Here is a 17,985-nt window from a genome sequence, read left to right on the forward strand (position 1 = left end):
CCGCGGGCCGGGGCGGGCGGGGGGGGGTGGTGTGTTGTTTCCGGCACGCCGGTGGGCGCCGCCCCCCCCCCCGGGGGGGGGGGGGCGCCCGCCCCCCCCCCCCCCCCCCCCCCACAACTGCGACCTAGTTGGGCTGGGGGGCTGGGACCGGGGCCCTGAGCGTCTCCAGGATCCGGCGGGCCAGGGCGTCGTTTTCGCGGAACGGTGCGGCGTTGGTGTTGGGACGGGCAAACGCACCCGCACCCCATCCGGACGTCCACGGACCCACAGCGAACAACCCCTTCTGAGGTGTTCCAACAGGGGAAAGGACCTCGTGATTCCCGGAGACCAGGAGTTTTCCGGTGGAATGCGGGCCGTCTGAGGTGAGCAGCCGCTGTTCGGTGCCCAGTCCGGCGTCGTGCAGGTCCAGCAAGGCGGGATTCGCGGAACGTTCCACGGACGCGGCAGGCAAGCGGGCCTCGATGTAGGCAGAGGCGTCAACCACCACCGGCGACTGGAAGGAGCCCGCCACAAAGCGGCCCGTGGCATCGTCGGCACGGACCCACATGCCCGGGCCCAGGAACTTGAGGAAGCCGGCGCGGTGCAGCGCGAGCATTTCGCGGAGGCGGTGGGCGGGTGGCCCCGAGTCCACGAAGCTGAAGAAGCCGTGCCACCAACCGTGGATGGCCTGCTGCGAGCGGGCGTTGAGCCGTTCCTGCGGCACCAGCCGGCCCAGGTCCATGTACACGAACAGCAACGCCATGAAGAGCGCCAGGGTCTCTGAGTGGTCGTCGCTGGTGCGGAGGTCAAGGTCGCGCTGGATGTAGGCGGCCACCGAGCGCTGCACTGCCTCGTGGGAGTCGAACGCGCAACCGCTCAGAGGGTGGTCCACTGCCTCCAGGTCCAGCCGGAGCGCACGATCGGGCACGGCGAACGCCGCGAGTTCCTCCCGCTCGGAGCTGTACCAGTCCAAGGCGTCGAAACGTGCCTCAAAGCTCGCCCACGTGCCCAGGACCCGCTCCGGGTAGCCGGTGAACAACTCGCGGTAATACGCGTACCCGGCGTCCTTGGCGATCAGCGGCCAGAGGTGGGCGCGGAAGTCGAGTTCCTGGTGCTCTGCCAGCAGGGCATCGATCGCGTCGGCGGTGAAGTATCGCGGCCGTTCCACGGGAGTGCGCAGCGCGGAGGAGATCTTGGAATGGAACGGAACGCCGCGCCGGGAGCCCGCCCAAAGCCGGGGTTCGGCGCCGGAAGGCATATAGTCGAGTCCGCCGTCGGGCCGTTCTTCGAAGCGGCCGCCACGGCCCTCGAACAGCAGCACCATCAGGTCCACGAACGCCAGGCCCATCCCGGAGACGATCACATCCTGCCCCGCAGCGATGGGGGAGTAGTCCACGTCCGTGGTGTACGACGGCGGCGCATGGAACCCGCCGTTCTCGGCGGCAAACGCGCTCAGCCGCGCCGACTCGGGCTCCGCCTGCGAATCGGTGTGGCCCAGGGCGTAAACCACGACGTCGGCAGCCACCTCGGCGCCGGAGGCCAGCCGCACGCGGTGCGCACCGGCGTCGTGGTCGCCTCCGGAGGACGCGCCTCCGGAGGACGCGCCACGGGAGGAAGGTGAAACGCCGGTGGCCGTGTCGCGATGCACCGTGAATGTCACGTCCGGTCCGAGTGAACTGACGGCACGGCGGAAGAACCACTCAAGGTATTTGCTCTGCAGCTGCCGGGTGGGAAACGAAGCCGGCGTCAGGGCCCGGAGTTGGTCCAGGATGTGCGGTTCAAACAGCGGGACGTCGGTGATGCTGCCATCGAGCACGCCGGCGGCCCAGGTTGCCAGGGCGGGACCGTCCAAGGCCGGGCCATCGCAGGCCACCGAGGCATCCGTGAACATTGTGACGTCCGCGGCGGTGGAGTTCATGAGCAGGCCGGGACCTTGGTCGTAACGCCAGATCCGGCCGGAACCTGGCTGGTGCGGCTCCACGACGTGGATCTGCAGGGGACCGTCGAAGAGTGCGGGGCGGCTTGCGGCCAGCCGTTCCAGGACACCGGCCGTGCGCGGACCGCCGCCAATGAAGACGATTGCGGGAACTCGTGACGGCATGGGACATCTCCTGTACTGCGGGGGTTGGTATGCCCAATGTAGGGAGCCCCCGCCACCCCGGTCGAGGCACTGGTAACCGCCGTTCACGACGCGTCATTGCGCGTTAAATGACGAAAAACAAATGACGCATATGGCGTTGTGTGAATTGCATTTATGACGTCGGAAGAAGCCTTTTGAAGCCGCAAGAAGGCTCGTGAAGAAGTGCAAATTCCCGCCTTGCTGGCCGTTCCGGGCACCCCTAGATTTGCAGAAATCCGATAGACAACCCCCAACCGAAATGAGGTGGCGCATGAGTGCAATCGCACCGCCTGCCACGGCGGAATCCGCACCGCCCACCGCCGACTACTCCGACTACAAACTGGTTCCCGCGAAGCATCCGTGGCGCTGGGTGGGCACGGTCATCGTGGCCATCGGCGTGGCGGCCATCGTATGGTCCCTGGTGACCAACCCGCGCTGGGAGTGGGGCGTGGTGGCGCAATGGTTCACTGCGCAGTCCGTGGTGGCCGGTTTGGTGGAGACGCTGAAGCTGACCGCGATCTCCGGCGTCCTCGGCTTTGTCCTCGGATTCATCCTGGCCCTCATGCGCCTCTCGGCATCGCCGCTGCTGGTCTCGGTGTCCTGGACCTTCTCCTGGATCTTCCGTTCCACCCCGCTGCTGGTCCAGCTGCTCCTCTGGTACAACCTCGGCTACCTCTACGAGAAGATCAGCCTGGGGATCCCGTTCACGGACGTCAGGTTCTTCGAGGCTCAGACCACCACCCTCATCAGCCAGTTCGCTGCCGCCGTCCTGGGCCTTACCCTGAACCAGGCCGCGTACTCCGCGGAAATCATCCGTGGCGGCATCCTTTCCGTGGACCAAGGCCAGCTTGAAGCGGCTGCGGCCTTGGGTATCCCGGCGTGGAAGCGCTCAACCAGGATCGTGCTGCCGCAGGCCATGCGGGCCATCCTGCCCAACGCCTTCAACGAGATCATCGGCCTGGTCAAGGGCACCTCGATTGTGTACGTCCTGGCCTACTCCGAGCTGTTCTACACGGTGCAGGTCATCTACAACCGGACCCAGCAGGTGCTCCCGCTCCTCCTGGTGGCCACGCTCTGGTACGTCGTGATCACCTCGGTGCTGAGCGTCTTCCAGTACTACATTGAACGCCACTTCTCCAAGGGTGCCCTCCGCACGCTCCCGCTCACTCCGTTGCAAAAAGCCCGCAAGTTCTTCGCCGCCCACGCCCCCGTCAACTCCGGGAAGGAACCACGATGACCACCGTCTTCTCCTCCTCCGAAGCGGCCGCGGCCGCCCACCTCGAAGAAGCCCACCTCGCGTCGGGTGGTTCCGGAGCGCCGGCCCCGGAACCGCAGGAACGCACGACGTCGGAACAGCCTTCCGCGGCCACCCCGGCTGCCGCTGTGGCCACCAAAGGCCAGGTGGACATCACCAATGTCCGCAAGTCTTTCGGCACCACGGAGGTCCTCAAAGGTGTCTCGCTGTCCGTCCCGCCAGGTGGCGTGGCCGTGATCGTTGGACCGTCCGGCTCGGGCAAGTCCACGCTCCTGCGCACCATCAACCACCTGGAAAAGGTGGACGGCGGCTTCATCACCATCGACGGCGAACTGGTGGGCTACCAGGTCCGCGGGAACAAGCTCCACGAATTGCGTGAGAAGGACATCCTCAAGCAGCGCACGCACATTGGGATGGTGTTCCAGAACTTCAACTTGTTCCCACACCTCACGGCCTTGGAGAACGTCACGGAGGCGCCCATCGTGGCCCAAGGGCGTTCCAAGGCAGAGGCCCGCAAGCGCGGCCTGGAACTGCTGGACCGCGTGGGCCTGAAGGACCGGGCCGATGCCTACCCCCGCCAGCTGTCCGGCGGCCAGCAGCAACGGGTCGCCATTGCCCGTGCGCTGGCACTGGACCCCAAGATCCTGCTCTTTGACGAGCCCACCTCCGCCTTGGACCCGGAACTCGTCAACGAAGTCCTGGACGTCATCCGCGAACTCGCAAAATCCGGTACCACGCTGATCATCGTCACCCACGAGATGGGCTTTGCCCGGGACGTGGCAGACACCGTGGTGTTCATGGACCAAGGCCAGATTGTGGAGTCCGGCACACCCCAGGACATCTTCAGCAATCCCCGCGAGGAACGCACCCGCAGCTTCTTCTCCAAAGTCATCGAACCAGCCTTTAACATCTAGGAATCCCCATGCTTCGCATCACCGGCGCCACCCGTAAAACCAAACTCCTGGCACTCGCGGTGCTTCCCGCCGTCGTCCTTCCTGCGCTCGCCGGATGCTCCGATCCTGGCGCGTCAGCGGCAAAACCCGAGTCGGAAGCCGCCAGGAACGGCGTTGTCTACAACACTTCCGTGGACCAGAACCGCATCCGCGTGGAGAAGGACGCAGCCGCCACCGCCAAGGTTCCGGCAGCCATCTCCAAGGACGGCAAACTGACCGTCGCCACCACGGCCGGCGCCATCCCGCTGTCCTTCCACGCCACGGATGACAAGACCCCCATCGGCGTGGAGGTGGACATCGCACAGCTCGTCGCGGACAAGCTGGGACTCGAGTTGGACCTGCAGGTGACCTCCTGGGAGAACTGGCCGCTCAAGACCCAGTCCGGGGACTTCGAGGCAGTATTCTCCAACGTGGGCATCAACGCGGCCCGCGTCAAGCTGTTCGATTTCTCCACGTACCGTGCGGCCTTCATGGGCTTCGAAGCCAAGAAGAGCTCCACCTATGACATCAAGGGCTCGGACGACATTTCCGGCCTGAAGATTTCCGTGGGCTCGGGCACCAACCAGGAGAAGATCCTCCTGGCGTGGAACAAGGAGCTGGAAGCGAAGGGCAAGGCCCCGGCCACCCTGCAGTACTACTCCTCCGATGCCGACACCATCCTGGCGCTCTCCTCCGGCCGGACGGACCTGAACCTGGCTCCCTACCCGTCCGTGACCTACCGCGAAAACACCCGCGACGACCTCAAAGTGGTTGGCAAGGTCAACGCGGGCTGGCCCTCCGAGACCCTCGTCGCCGCCACCACGCTGAAGGGCAACGGCCTGGCCCCGGCCATCACCGACGCCCTGAACTCCACCATCAAGGACGGCTCCTACGCCAAGGTCCTTGAGCGCTGGGGCCTCTCCGAGGAAGCCGTGCCGGAATCGAAGACCGTCACGGAAGCAACGTTTGGAACCGGCAAATGAAGTTCCAGGTCCTGGACATCATCCCCCACCTGAAGAATCCGGTGACGGGGGAGATCGTTTCCACCGCTGACCGGCTCAACCAAGTGGTGGAGACGGCACGCCGAGCGGAGGAACTCGGCTTCGACAGCTTCTCCGTGGGGGAACGCCATGCGGGCGAGTTCGTCTCGTCATCCCCGACGACGGTCCTCGCCGGCATCGCGGCGGTCACCACGCGCATCCGCCTCCAGACCGGTGTCACCGTGCTCTCCGTGCTGGATCCGGTGCGGGTAGCCGAGGACTATGCCACGATCGACCAGCTCAGCCGTGGCCGCTTGGAACTGGTGATCGGCAAAGGCAACGAGGTGCTGCAATACCCGCTGTTCGGGCTCTCGTTGGATGACCAGTGGGAACTCCTCGCGGAAAAGTACGCCCTGCTGCGCGCATTGTGGCGGAAGGAAAGCGTCACCTGGTCCGGCAGGTTCCGGCCCGCGCTGACCGAACCGACCACGACGACGCCCCGCCCCTTCGCGGGGTCGCCGCGGATTTGGCACGGCTCGGCTACAACCCTGACGTCCGCTGCGCTCGCCGCCAAGTGGGGTGATCCGCTGTTCACGGCCAACGCCATCCAGCCGCGGGAGAACTACAAGGTCCTGATCGACCACTACCGCGAAGAATACGAGCGCCACGGACACGATCCCCGCCACCAATATCTTGGCTCGGGCAGCGGGGCCGGCGGGGTGTTCATCGCGGACACCACGCAGGAAGCGAAGCGCCAGTACGGTCCGGTTTACGAAGGATTGACGGCGGGCCGCAACGTGCCAGGCAACAATTCGCCCTTCCGCGACATCGACCATGCCGTGGCCGAAGGACCGGCCTTGGTGGGCAGCCCGGAGCAGGTGATCGACAAGATCCTGAGCTACCACTCGCTGTATGGGCATGATCTCCAATCGATTTCCCTGCCCACCACGCTTCCTTTCGAAAAGCAGCTCGACATCCTGGAGCGCTTCGCCACGGACGTCATCCCGGCCGTTCGTGCCGCAGCTCCCACCACTTTGTGGGAGTCCGGGGATCCGTTCGCCGGCCGACCGGAGTTCGCCGGGGCCACCGAACAGGATGCCGCAGCAACCGTCACCGCAGACCACGCTTTGAACAGGAGCGACACCGCACATGTCTACGCACACTGAAACCGCCCTCGAGGCCTTCGACGCCGAATGGCAGGAGTGGCATGCAGCCCACGAACGCCACCGCGCCCACCAGCACGGCTTCCTCGCCGTCACCCACCTCCACTGGCTGACGGCTGAGCCGACCCGGCTGGAAGGTGCGCCGGGAACCTGGAGCGCGGAGGCCGACGTCGTGCGTGTTGTCCTGGAGCCCGGCGAAAGCCTGCTGCAGGACGGGACGGAACTGGGCGGGAGCGTCCAGCTCGGACCCATCGAGGAGCGCGGCGGCATCAACCTGGTGTCCGGCGACACCGTCATTGAGGTGGCCAAGCGCGGCGGCGAATACATTGTCCGTCCCCGCAACCCAGCGAATGCACTGTTGCAGGACTACCAAGGCACACCGGCATACACGCCCAACGCCGCCTTCGCGGTGGCCGGAACGTTCGTGCCGTTCGATGAGCCGCGGTCCACCACGGTGGGCGCCGCAGTCGAAGGTATCCAGCATGTGTACGAGGCTCCGGGTGAGATCCGTTTCAAACTGGCGGGGGAGGAGCTGTCGCTGACCGCGTTCAACGGGTACGCACCCGGTTCGCTGTCCGTGCTCTTCACCGACCAGACCTCCGGCAAGACCACGTACGCCGCCAACCGCTCGCTGTCCGTGGTTCCAGCCGCAGACGGCACCGTGGTCCTCGACTTCAACCGGGCCGTGAACCTGCCGTGCGCCTACACCGACCTCGCCACCTGCCCGCTCCCGCCGGCCGAAAACCGGCTGCCGGTAGCGATTGAAGCAGGCGAAAAGATTCCCTACGAACGTCAGGACCAGAAGTGAGCACCAACAACAACGCCGGATTCCTGGCCATCGAACTTGATGGTGCCGGGTGGGACGGCGGAGCCTTCAACGGCCTCGCCGAAGCCGTCCTCGCAGCCGAGTCCGCCGGATTCCACATCGCCACCTTTGCCGATGCCCCCGACGCCGGGCGGGCCAACGCCCTCCAGCGTGCGGCCTTCGCCGGCCCCGTCACCCGGTCCATCGCCTTGGTTCCCGAGGTGGACACCGTGTACACCGAGCCTTTCCACGTCTCCACGCAGCTCGCCAGCCTGGACTACGTGTCCGGCGGCCGCGCCGGGTGGATCGCTACCGCAGCCGAATCGCCGGAGGCGGCTGCCGCCGTCGGACGTTCTTTCGTGAGCGGCGACGCGCTCGGCCAGGAAGCAGCCGCCTCGATCGAGGTTGGCCGCCGCCTCTGGGACTCCTGGGAAGACGACGCCGTGATCCGGGATGTCGCCACCGGCCGGTACATCGACGTGGACAAGCTGCATTATGTGGACTTCGAAACTCCGGAGGGCTTTGCCGGCACGTCCTACTCCGTGAAGGGGCCGTCGATCATTCCGAGGCCACTGCAGGGGCAGCTTCCCGTGCTGGCCTCCGCGTCGTTGGTGGGCGAAGGATCTGTGCCAGCCGGAGCCGTTGACGCCGTGCTGGTCACGGCGCCCACCCCCGAGCTGCTGGTGGCCGAGGTCCGGGATGTCCGTGCCCGGTTGGGTGCGTCCGTTGCGGTGGTGGCGGAGCTCGACGTCGTCCTAGACTCGCGCGGCGAGCCTGCCGCGCGTCGCGTGGTCCCGGAGGGCGACCATGCGCGTTTTGCCGGCTCGGCTGCGGAGCTCACCGACTATCTCGACGCCCTTTTGCAGGAGGCCGACGGCGTCCGGCTGCACCCCGGTGACCTGGCGCTGGAACTCGATGAGCTGTCCAGGCTGGTCCTGCCTGAGCTGCGCCGCCGCGGATCGTTGCGGCCGCCGGTCCAGGACGCCACGTTCCGCGGGCTCCTCGGCCTGGAACATGCCGACAACCGCTACTCGACTGCCGGAAAGTAAAGGTAACCCCATGACACGCGACATTTTCCAGCCGAGCGGGCAGATCCAGTTCGGCATCTTCTTCCAGGGCGTCAATTCCGGAACCATCTGGAAGGCAGCGGAATCGGGCTCGCAGACGGACTTCGAGTCCTTCCGCAGGATTGTCCAGACCGCAGAACGCGGCAAGTTCGCGGCGTTCTTCCTGGGGGAGGGCCTTCGTCTCCGCGAACACTTGGGACGTCCGCACGCCCTTGACGTGGTGGGCCGTCCGGACGCGCAGACCATGCTCGCAGCGCTGGCCTCGGTCACCAAGAACATCGGCCTGGTGGCGACGCAGAACACCACCTACAACGACCCCGCGGACCTGGCCCACCGGCTCGCCTCGCTGGACCTCATCTCCGGTGGCCGCGCCGCGTGGAACATCGTCACCACGGACAACGCCTGGACCGGTGCCAACTTCCGCCGCGGAGGCTACCTCGACCATGCGGACCGCTACAAGCACGCGGAGGCTTTCGTGGAGACAGCAAAGCGCATCTGGGATTCGTGGGAAACGGCCTCCGGACCCGCCCGCCGGGTGCTGCACGAGGGCCAGCACTACACCGTGGACGTCACGCCGCGCTTGCCTCGCAGCGCCCAGTACCGTCCTGTGCTCTTCCAGGCCGGCGATTCACCGGAAGGCCGCGACTTCGCAGCCCGCCAGTCGGACGTCATCTTCTCCGCCCACCCCAAGTTCGACGACGCAGTGGAGTTCCGCCGCGACATCGTGGCCCGTTCTGTCGCTGCCGGACGTGGAGCCAACGCAGTGCAGATCATGCCGGCCAGCGAGTTCATCCTCGCTGCCACTGACCAGGAAGCCCAGGAAAAGAAGGCCTGGGTCCGGAGCCTGCAGATCGGTCCGCAGCAGGCCATTGCCTATCTGGAACAATTCTGGGGTCGTGAGCTCTCCTCGTATGATCCGAATGGTCCCCTGCCGGAGATCGACCCCGTAGTGGAAGAGACCTCCGAGACGCGCGGCAGCGGCTTCCACGGAGCCAAGGCCCGCCAGCTTGCCGACCAGTGGCGCGCGGAGGCCAAGGACAAGGGCTTGTCCATCCGGGAATTCGTCACCTCCAAGACTGCGCGGATCGACGCCACCTTCACCGGTTCCTACAACGCCGTGGCCGACCACCTCGCGGAATACGCACGCGTTGGAGCCGTGGATGGCTTCAACATCTCACCGTGGCTCATCCCCACGGGCCTGGATGACATTGTGAACCACCTGGTTCCCGAGCTCCAGGAACGCGGCGTGTACCCCACCGAGTACCGTGGCACCACGCTCCGCGAGAACCTGGGGTTGGAAACGCCCGTGCGTTCGAGTGAGTACCTGAGCGTCTGATGGTGCGCACGTGGATGGATTTTGCTGGATCATTCCTTCGCCGCGTCCGTTTCTTTGCGGAATCACGGGGGTTCGGGGCGGAGGGTCCGCGAACGATGCAGCAGAATCCTGAGGCGTTCGACGGCGGGCCGGAGACTGTCCGTCTCCAGCTCGCCGTGTGGAACCAACCGATCTAGCTAGAGGAGTTCGCGGAACACGTTCCAGCCGGTGCCCACGGGGCCATAGGGTCCCCAGAGGACCCCGGTGGACGCTCCCGTGGAGTACGTCACCAGGTCGCCGTTCCCGTTAACTGCGAAGAGATTGTTGTAGCGCTGGTGGCCGAAACTTCCAAGGCCCTTGATATCGGTGAACGTGCCCCAGCCGCCGCTGACCACCGCGGAGGATTCCCAGCCGCCCGTACCGTCGGCCCGGTAGATGGAGATGTACCCGTCGCGGTCCCGTGCGAAGACTTCCACGGGACCGTCGCCGTTCATGTCACCACCGGTGATGATCTTGTCCATGACCTGCCAGCCCTGGCCGACCTTGGACCTGGGCAGCCAGCCGCCATCGCCGTCGCCCGGGTAAAGGTAGAGGTCCCCGGCTGCATCCCTGGCCAGGACATCGTTGAAACCGTCTCCGTCGAAGTCGCCCGGGCCCACGATCGAGTCGAAGATATTCCAGCCCTGGCCCACTTGTTGGCGCTCCTGCCAGCCGCCGTCCCCGTCACCGGGATACAGGAAAAGAGTGCCGGTGGCGTCCGTGGCCAGGAGATCGTTGTAGCCGTCGCCGTCGAAGTCGCCCGGCGAGAACACGATGCCCATGGCGTCCCACCCTTGGCCCACCTGACGGGGTTCGTCCCATTCGCCGAAGTACGTGGGGCACGCGCCCTCGCAGCTGCCGGGGATGTACGTGTACGTCCGTGGATAGAGAATGAGCCTGCCGTCCTGCGTCCTTCCGAGCGGCTCGAAGTTTCCGCGGTCCGTCCAGCCCATGGCACGGGACGAGGCTTTGACCGGTGCACTGTCCGGGCTGACGCGCGTTTCGTCCGGGCAATTCGGTTCAGCGGGCGTGGAGGGGCGGACCTTGAGCGATATCCTGTGGCCGAGGTCCGCCGGAACAAGCTTCAGGACTTCGCCCTGGCGTTCGGGCGGCAAAGCCACTCCATCCTGCAACCATTCCAGTGTGTAGCCGTTGGGCGTGGTGCCTGTGGGGTTCTTGCAGCCGGAGTAGTCGTAGTCGTACTGCTTGCGGAGCTCGGCGCCAACATAGGGCACGCCGTCGATGATGGCCGTGGGACCCACGGCCGGCGTCGTCACGGCCGGATTTGCCACTGCGGGATTTGCCACAGCCGACGGGGCCATAGCCACAAATGATGCCCCTGCCACCATCGCCGTTGCTGCGTAGATCGCCTTGCGCACTCCAAAAATCCCCATTGTTTCCCCCCGGAAGCCAGCATCGATAGTGCGTGGGTCTTTGCTGAGCGTACCGCAGAAACCTGCCCGGGTCAGCCGGCCGAACGCGCCACCATGAACACATCAACAGGGTCCTCTGACTCCAACTCGAAGCCCACGCGCTCGTAGAGACGACGGGCCGGGCTGCCCTGCAGGACGTTGAGCCGGAAAGGCCTGTGGTCCGCAAAGTCGAGCATGACTTTGCGGAGGACGGCACCGCCCAGGCCTTGCCCCTGATGGACAGGGGAGAGGTAGAAGTGCTCGATCCACACGTCGCCCGCCTCCGGCCGAATGGCAATGACGCCGGCATCCACACCCTGGACGTGGACCACGTAGGTGTGTTCGGGCAGGAACGCTTTCAGGAAGCGCTCGCGGACACGGACCGGGTCGAAGCGCCCCAAACGTTCAAGATCGGGCCGCATCACTACGGCACGTAGTTCCGCGATCCAGGACGCATCGCTGCTGTTGGACGGACGGAGGGTGAACTCGGGAGGCACACGTCCAGCCTAGGCCCTGAAGGCTCAGCCCGTTTCCTCGACAGAGGCTGGTGCCGGGTCTCGCTGTGTGGCAACCCAACTGGCGAGCATCTTGAGGGCATCCTCGGAAGGTGTTCCCGGGTCCGCGGTGTACACGTTGATCCGCAGGCCCGGATCGGCGGCCAGCTCAAGCGCCTCGAAGCTCAGGTCCAGCTCTCCCACAACCGGATGGTGCAGGCGCTTGCGCCCGGTCCGGTGGTACTTCACATCATGCCGGGCCCATCTGGTCCGGAATTCCTCGCTGCGGGTCGAGAGCTCGCCAATGAGGTCAGTCAGGTCCTTGTCGTAGGGGTTCTTACCGGCCGTGGAGCGCAACACGGCCACGATGTCGTCCGCGCTGCGCTCCCAATCCGCGAAGAATTGCCTGGCCTTCGGGTTCAGGAACGTGAAGCGGGCGCTGTTAGGCGGTTTGGTTTCCTCCGCCATCAGGTCCATGTAAAGCGCGGCACCGAGTTCATTGGACGCGAGGACATCGCCGCGGTCGTTACGGACCCATGCGGGCGCCGTCGTAATTGCGTCGACAACGCGCTGCACGCTGGGCCGGACCGTGCGCGGGCTTCGCTTGCGACGCACTCGCGGAGCGGCTCCGGCCGCCCGCGCCAGGTCGAAAAGGTGGGCGGTTTCGGCGTCGTCAAGCTGCAAAGCCCGGCCCAGCGCCTCCAGGACGCTGTCCGAAGCTCCCGAAAGGTTCCCGCGCTCCAGCCGGATGTAATAGTCGATGCTCATCCCGGCGAGCATCGCCACTTCCTCGCGGCGCAGCCCAGCGACGCGGCGGTTCCCGCCATAGGCCGGCAAGCCGGCGGCCTCGGGCGTGATCCGGGCCCGCCGCGAGGTAAGGAACTTCCGCACATCGTCACTGTGAGTCATGCCTGCAACGCTACGCTGCCCCGGTGCACCGAGGGAGGGACTGCCAGTACTTGGGAAGGCAAGGGGGTAATGGCGGGCACTCCCACACTCCTGCCACCGCACCTAGCGTGGACGGCATGACGATCGAACTCACACTCAACAACGGAGTCACCATGCCTGCCCTTGGTTTGGGCGTCTTCCAAAGTGCACCGGAAGATACGACGGCGGCAGTGCAGTCGGCGCTCGCGGCCGGTTACCGGCACATCGACACAGCGGCGGCCTACGGGAACGAACGTGAAGTGGGCGAAGGGCTCCGCGCATCAGGTGTGGGCCGATCCGAGGTCTTCATTGAGACCAAGGTCTGGGTCAGCGACTACGGCTACGAGCAGACGCTCCACGCCTGGGACAAGGCCACGGGCAAGCTCGGCGTGGACTATCTGGACCTGTTCATCCTCCACCAGCCGGCACCGGACCGCTTCGACAAAACGATCGCGGCGTACAAGGCGCTGGAGAAACTGCTCGACGACGGCAAGGTCCGGGCCATCGGCGTCAGCAACTTCATGCCGCATCACCTGAAGGAACTGCTCGTCGCCACGGACATTGTGCCGGCAGTAAACCAGGTTGAACTCCACCCCTATTTCACGCAGCCGGACGTGCAGGCGGCAAATGCCGAGCATGGCATCCTCACCCAGGCGTGGTCTCCTATCGGTGGCATCACGTTTTACCCGGGGTGGGGCGAGGAGCGCAGGAACGTGATGGAGGACCCTGCGATTGTTGCAATAGCGCAGGCGCACGGAAAGACTCCGGCCCAGGTGATGATCCGCTGGCACCTGCAGCAGGGCCGCTCGGCCATCCCCAAGTCCACCAACCCGGACCGGATCGCAGCAAACTCTGATGTTTTCGACTTCGAGCTCGGCGATACGGAGCTGGGTGTCATCGACGCCTTGGACCGCGGGGTCCGCAACGGACCGGACCCGGATGTGGCCCGTCCTGAGCGTTTCGCCATGGTGATCCCCGAAGCCTGACTACCAATTACAACCCGAAAGGTTCCCCATGGAATACCGTTCCCTTGGCCGCACCGGCGTGCAGCTCAGTCCCCTGTGCCTTGGCGCGATGATGTTTGGCCCGTGGGGCAACAACGACGTGGCCGACTCCATCCGCATCATCCACCGTGCCTTGGACTCGGGCATCAACTTCGTGGACACCGCAGATGTCTACTCGGGTGGAGCATCCGAGGAGATCGTGGGCCAAGCCTTGGAAGGGCGCCGTGACGACGTCTTCCTGGCCACGAAATTCTTCATGCCGATGAATGAGGACGATCCGAACCAACGGGGTGGTTCCCGCCGCTGGATCATCCGCGAGGTGGAGAACTCCCTGCGCCGCCTCAACACCGACTACATCGACCTCTACCAGGTCCATCGGCCGAGCCCGGACACTGATGTGGAGGAAACCCTTGGCGCGCTCACGGACCTGGTCCGACAGGGCAAGGTCCGGTACATCGGATCGTCGTCCTATTCGGGCTCCCAGATCGTGGAAGCGCAGTGGGCATCCCGGGAACGCAACCTGGAGCGTTTCGTCACCGAACAACCGCCCTATTCGATCCTGACCCGCGGCATCGAGGAAGACGTGCTCCCGACGGTGCAGCGCCACGGCATGGGTACCTTGACGTACAGCCCGCTCGCCGGTGGATGGCTGTCCGGGCGATGGCGAAAGGACTCAGCTTCGACGCCGACATCCAGTGCACGGCCCAGCGCCCGCTTCGACATGACCAAACCGGCCAACCAACGCAAGCTCGACGTCGTGGAAGAACTCGCCCAGCTTGCAGGGCAGTCCGGGCTCACGCTCATCGAATTGGCGATCGCGTTCGTGATCAACCACCCCGGTGTTACCGCCGCAATCGTTGGCCCGCGCACCATGGAACAGTTGGAGTCCTACCTCTCTGCGGCGGATACCAAACTCACCACCGACGTGCTGGACAGGATCGACCAACTCGTCGCGCCCGGCGTCACCGTGAACCCGGACGACAACAGCTACGGCGCACACGAGCTCACACCGAAAGCCCGGAGGCGGTAGGTACCCGCGGAGGGTCCCCTACGTAGGATTGAACCGACGAAAGGGGCTCACGGATGGTCACGCGCGAAGAAGTTGAAGCCGCATACTCCCGGACGGCTGGCTGGGTGCGGCGCACTCCGTTGGCCGAGGCCGGGGAACATCAAGGCCCCGGCGGGCTCTGGTTCAAGCTCGAGTACATGCAGCACACGGGCTCCTTCAAAGCCCGCGGCGCGTTCAACCGGCTGCTCACGGCGCGGGAGAACGGCGAGTTGGACCCCGAGGTCGGCGTGGTGGTGGCCTCCGGCGGCAACGCGGGCCTGGCCAACGCCTACGCCGCTGCCAAGCTGGGTGTCCCTGCCACGGTGTTCGTACCCCAGTCCGCGCCGGCCAACAAGGTCCACAAGCTCTACGCCGTTGGGGCACGCGTGATCCAAGGCGGAGCCGAGTACGCCGAGGCTTACGCCGCTGCGGTGGCTTTCGCCGGGGAGAAGGGTGCCGTCTACTGCCACGCCTACGACCAGCCGGAGATCGTAGCCGGCGCCGGCGGCGTGGGACTTGAGTTGCTGGACGGACTGCCCGACGTCGACACGATCCTCGTTGCTGTTGGCGGCGGTGGGTTGATGGGCGGCATAGCGGCGGCCACCGAAGGCCGGGCGCAGGTGGTCGGCGTAGAACCGGAGACCGTCCCGACCCTGCATACGGCGCTCACTCAAGGGGAGCCCGTGGACGTGCCGGTTTCGGGCATAGCAGCGGACTCCCTGGGCGCTCGCCGGGTGGGAGAGATCGGCTTTGGCGTCGCGAAACGGACCGGCGTCCAAAGCGTCCTGGTCAGCGACGACGCCATCATCGATGCCCGGCGAAAACTCTGGGAGGGCCACAGGATCCTGGTGGAACACGGTGCCGCTGCAGCGTATGCCGCGCTGCTCACGGGTGCGTACGCCCCGCGCGATGGTGAGACGGTCGCCGTCGTACTTTGTGGCGCGAATACGGATCCCGCGCACATCTGAACCCAACTGAGTCGCATTTGTGCGCGTTTTGACCTCTGAAAACGCGCACAACTGCGACCCAGTTGGGGGAGCGCAACGCAAGAATCCCCGCCGGTTGGTGTCCGGCGGGGATTCGGCGTCGGCAGGTCTGCCTGCCGAGAGCGGTTCCTACTTCTTGGGCAGGCCTGCCGGGTTCAGTTCCGAGGCAGGGATCGCCTCGGAGGAGAGGCCCCAACGGTCCAGGATCTTGCCGTAGTTGCCGTCCTTGATGAGTTTGTTCAGGGCAGTCTGGGCTGCGAGAGCCAGGCCGTTGCCCTTCTTGGTGGTGAAAGCGATCTCTGCCTTCAACGGCCAGCCGCCCTCAAGCGTTCCCACCTGCTTGGTCTTGCCATCCTTGGCGGCCTTGTAGGCTGCGGAGGCGTTCGGTCCGAACGTGAGGTCCGCGCGTCCGGATTGGAGGGCCAGTTGGGAAGCGGAGTCGTCGTCGTAGTACTGGAAGTCAACCGGCTTCAGGCCGTTCTTCTTGTTCTCCTCGTCCCACCGAACCAGGATGGCTTCCTGGTTGGTTCCGGAGCCCACAATGATGCGCTTGCCGGCAACATCCTTGGCTTCCTTGACCTCGCCTATGTCCGAGTCGCTCTTGGCGTAGAAGCCCAGGAGGTCGTTGCGGTAGGTGGCGAAGTCGAACTTTTCCTTGCGGGCCTCGGTGACTGTCACATTGGAAAGGACGGCCTCATACTTCCCGGATTCGACGCCGAGCGGCCAGTCCGCCCAGGCGACCGGAAGGACTTCGACCTGCAAGCCGAGGGTCTCGCCCACGGCGTGGGCGATGTCCACTTCGCTGCCGATGAGGGTTTTGTTGTCGGAGGCGAAGAGGCTCAACGGCGCCGCGCCGCCGGTGGTTACCACCGTGAGCTTGCCGTCGGCCTTGATGGCGTCCGGCACCTGCGCGGCGGCCGCGGAGTCGACCTCGACCTTGATGCGGTTCTGCTCGGGCGTCAGGTTGAATTCTTTGGTGGTTGCGCTGGAAGAAGCGTTCGACGCCGGAGCACTCGCCCCGGTTGCCGCCGTCGCGCCCGGATCCGAGCAGGCCGCGAGGCCCAGAAGAGCAGTGGCGGCCAGCGCCGCGGTGACGCCGGTTTTGGCTGCGAAACGTGCCATGGATACCCCTTGATTGAAGTCTGATGCGTACTTGTGGCTGCAACTATCCGGCAGGGCGTTCAGCGTGGTCAAAGCACGTTGACACGCTGGGATACAGGCGTTCACAGCGGTTAATCGGGCGTCGAACGGGGTCACAATGGGGGCCTTAACTGGCTGCGGCAGGGTCCGCGACGCAACTCACAGAAATAAGCCGGGTACCGCCGTCGTTGTCGATTAAGTGCGACGCCACCCTTCCGGCCGCAACCGTGAAACGTACCGAAAGGCATCCCCGTGACTGTTCCTCTTTCCATCCTGGACCTCGCGACCATCGGAAAGGACCAGACGGTAGCGGAAAGCCTCGCCGGCAGCGTTGCCATGGCACAGAAGGCCGAAGAGCTGGGGTACCGCCGGGTTTGGTACGCGGAGCACCACAACATGTCCGCCATCGCGTCCTCGGCAACGAGCGTCCTGATCGCCCACGTTGCTGCCCACACCACCAGCATCCGGCTGGGTGCGGGCGGCATCATGCTGCCCAACCACTCGCCCCTGACCATTGCCGAGCAGTTCGGCACGCTGGAGACGCTGCACCCAGGACGCATCGATCTTGGTCTGGGCCGTGCTCCCGGCAGCGATCAGAACACCATGCGTGCTCTGCGCCGCGACCACACCTCGTCGGACAGCTTCCCGCAGGATGTCCTCGAGTTGCAGGGATACCTCACCGGTCCCACGCGCATCCAAGGCGTGGAGGCGACGCCCGGGAAGGGCACCAATGTTCCTCTGTACATCCTCGGGTCCTCGCTGTTTGGTGCGCAGCTTGCGGCGCAGTTGGGCCTTCCGTATGCCTTTGCCTCGCACTTCGCACCTGCGGCCCTGCGTGATGCCGTGGCCATCTACCGCCGCGACTTCAAACCATCTGAGCAGTTGTCCGAACCACACGTGATCGCCGGAGTGAACGTCACCGCGGCGGACAGCAACGCCGAAGCACAGGCGATCTTCCAAGCTGTGAAGCGCGCCCGTGTCTCCCTTTTCTTTGGCGGCGGCCGGCAGTTCACCGACGATGAGGCGGACCTCATCCTGGACTCGCCACAGGGCCAGCACATTGCCCAAATGGTCAAGTATTCCGCCGTGGGCACCCCCGAGGTTGTGGGCGAGTACCTCGAAGAGTTCGCCAAGCATGCAGACGCGGATGAGCTCATCGTGGCGCACCAGAGTACCGGTACCGGGGAACGCCTTCGCTCGGTGGAGTTGGTGGCCCAGGTGGCCGGGCTCGTTCCGGCCTAGGACGCAGCGCCCACGGGCAGGCCGCCGGGGCGGTTACCTGGTGGCCTGCCGACAAAAAAATTCAACGCTTCTGCAATT

At 65.4% G+C, this 17,985-nt stretch carries 16 protein-coding genes; 11 read left to right on the forward strand and 5 right to left on the reverse strand.

What is annotated here, in order from left to right; all coding sequences use genetic code 11:
* Positions 1-124: 124 nt before the first annotated feature.
* Entirely contained in the window at positions 125-2,080 is a 1,956-nt protein-coding gene (locus ACIQT2_RS22890; RefSeq protein ID WP_402951314.1) for an FAD/NAD(P)-binding protein, read from the reverse strand.
* A gap of 289 nt (positions 2,081-2,369) precedes the next feature.
* Between ACIQT2_RS22890 and ACIQT2_RS22895 the strand changes: the two genes are divergently transcribed.
* The 7 genes from ACIQT2_RS22895 to ACIQT2_RS22925 are packed head-to-tail and all read left to right on the forward strand — an operon-like array spanning position 2,370 to position 9,636.
* A complete protein-coding gene (locus ACIQT2_RS22895; protein WP_397326280.1) occupies positions 2,370-3,335 on the forward strand; it encodes an amino acid ABC transporter permease in 966 nt (321 codons plus the stop codon).
* Positions 3,332-4,267, forward strand: coding sequence for an amino acid ABC transporter ATP-binding protein (locus tag ACIQT2_RS22900; RefSeq protein WP_402951318.1), 936 nt, complete (start codon positions 3,332-3,334; stop codon positions 4,265-4,267). Before ACIQT2_RS22895 ends, ACIQT2_RS22900 begins: the two co-directional genes overlap by 4 nt.
* 8 nt (positions 4,268-4,275) lie before the next feature.
* Complete coding sequence (locus ACIQT2_RS22905) at positions 4,276-5,268, forward strand: ABC transporter substrate-binding protein (RefSeq protein WP_402951321.1); 993 nt, start codon at positions 4,276-4,278, stop codon at positions 5,266-5,268.
* Entirely contained in the window at positions 5,265-6,431 is a 1,167-nt protein-coding gene (locus ACIQT2_RS22910) for an LLM class flavin-dependent oxidoreductase (RefSeq protein ID WP_402951324.1), read from the forward strand. Before ACIQT2_RS22905 ends, ACIQT2_RS22910 begins: the two co-directional genes overlap by 4 nt.
* Positions 6,415-7,236: a DUF1684 domain-containing protein gene (locus ACIQT2_RS22915; RefSeq protein WP_402951327.1), complete on the forward strand. Its 822-nt coding sequence runs from the start codon at positions 6,415-6,417 to the stop codon at positions 7,234-7,236. The genes ACIQT2_RS22910 and ACIQT2_RS22915 overlap by 17 nt, the downstream gene beginning before the upstream one ends.
* Positions 7,233-8,282, forward strand: coding sequence for an LLM class flavin-dependent oxidoreductase (locus ACIQT2_RS22920; RefSeq protein ID WP_402951330.1), 1,050 nt, complete (start codon positions 7,233-7,235; stop codon positions 8,280-8,282). The genes ACIQT2_RS22915 and ACIQT2_RS22920 overlap by 4 nt, the downstream gene beginning before the upstream one ends.
* A 10-nt stretch (positions 8,283-8,292) precedes the next feature.
* Entirely contained in the window at positions 8,293-9,636 is a 1,344-nt protein-coding gene (locus ACIQT2_RS22925) for an NtaA/DmoA family FMN-dependent monooxygenase (RefSeq protein ID WP_402951333.1), read from the forward strand.
* A gap of 176 nt (positions 9,637-9,812) precedes the next feature.
* On the opposite strand, the gene ACIQT2_RS22930 is transcribed toward ACIQT2_RS22925, so the two are convergent.
* From ACIQT2_RS22930 to ACIQT2_RS22940, 3 genes are all read right to left on the reverse strand, one after another.
* Positions 9,813-11,048 carry an FG-GAP repeat domain-containing protein gene (locus ACIQT2_RS22930; RefSeq protein ID WP_402951335.1) on the reverse strand — a complete coding sequence of 412 codons (1,236 nt, stop codon included), beginning with the start codon at positions 11,046-11,048 and terminating at the stop codon, positions 9,813-9,815.
* Between the two features lie 71 nt (positions 11,049-11,119).
* Positions 11,120-11,563 carry a GNAT family N-acetyltransferase gene (locus tag ACIQT2_RS22935; RefSeq protein WP_402951338.1) on the reverse strand — a complete coding sequence of 148 codons (444 nt, stop codon included), beginning with the start codon at positions 11,561-11,563 and terminating at the stop codon, positions 11,120-11,122.
* Positions 11,564-11,587: 24 nt separating this feature from the next.
* Positions 11,588-12,469, reverse strand: coding sequence for a helix-turn-helix transcriptional regulator (locus ACIQT2_RS22940; protein WP_402951341.1), 882 nt, complete (start codon positions 12,467-12,469; stop codon positions 11,588-11,590).
* Between the two features lie 116 nt (positions 12,470-12,585).
* Between ACIQT2_RS22940 and ACIQT2_RS22945 the strand changes: the two genes are divergently transcribed.
* From ACIQT2_RS22945 to ACIQT2_RS22955, 3 genes are read left to right on the forward strand one after another with little or no spacing between them, the layout of a single operon-like run.
* The gene (locus ACIQT2_RS22945; RefSeq protein WP_402951344.1) at positions 12,586-13,473 is read left to right on the forward strand and encodes an aldo/keto reductase; all 888 of its coding nucleotides are present in this window, start codon (positions 12,586-12,588) and stop codon (positions 13,471-13,473) included.
* A 28-nt stretch (positions 13,474-13,501) separates the two neighbouring features.
* Positions 13,502-14,521, forward strand: a complete 1,020-nt coding sequence (locus ACIQT2_RS22950) for an aldo/keto reductase (RefSeq protein WP_402951346.1) — start codon at positions 13,502-13,504, stop codon at positions 14,519-14,521.
* Positions 14,522-14,574: 53 nt separating this feature from the next.
* Positions 14,575-15,507: a threonine/serine dehydratase gene (locus ACIQT2_RS22955; RefSeq protein WP_402951349.1), complete on the forward strand. Its 933-nt coding sequence runs from the start codon at positions 14,575-14,577 to the stop codon at positions 15,505-15,507.
* Between the two features lie 147 nt (positions 15,508-15,654).
* Here the strand turns inward: ACIQT2_RS22955 and ACIQT2_RS22960 are convergent, their stop codons facing one another.
* Positions 15,655-16,647: an ABC transporter substrate-binding protein gene (locus ACIQT2_RS22960; protein ID WP_402951352.1), complete on the reverse strand. Its 993-nt coding sequence runs from the start codon at positions 16,645-16,647 to the stop codon at positions 15,655-15,657.
* A 270-nt stretch (positions 16,648-16,917) separates the two neighbouring features.
* Here ACIQT2_RS22960 and ACIQT2_RS22965 point away from each other — a divergent pair, with 270 nt between their 5' ends.
* Positions 16,918-17,907 (forward strand): LLM class flavin-dependent oxidoreductase, encoded by a 990-nt coding sequence (locus ACIQT2_RS22965; RefSeq protein WP_402951355.1) that lies wholly within the window; start codon positions 16,918-16,920, stop codon positions 17,905-17,907.
* The last annotated feature ends 78 nt before the right edge of the window (positions 17,908-17,985 follow it).

Origin of the sequence: Paenarthrobacter sp. NPDC090522 (assembly GCF_044769225.1) — a bacterium.
Classification (GTDB): Bacteria; Actinomycetota; Actinomycetes; order Actinomycetales; family Micrococcaceae; genus Arthrobacter.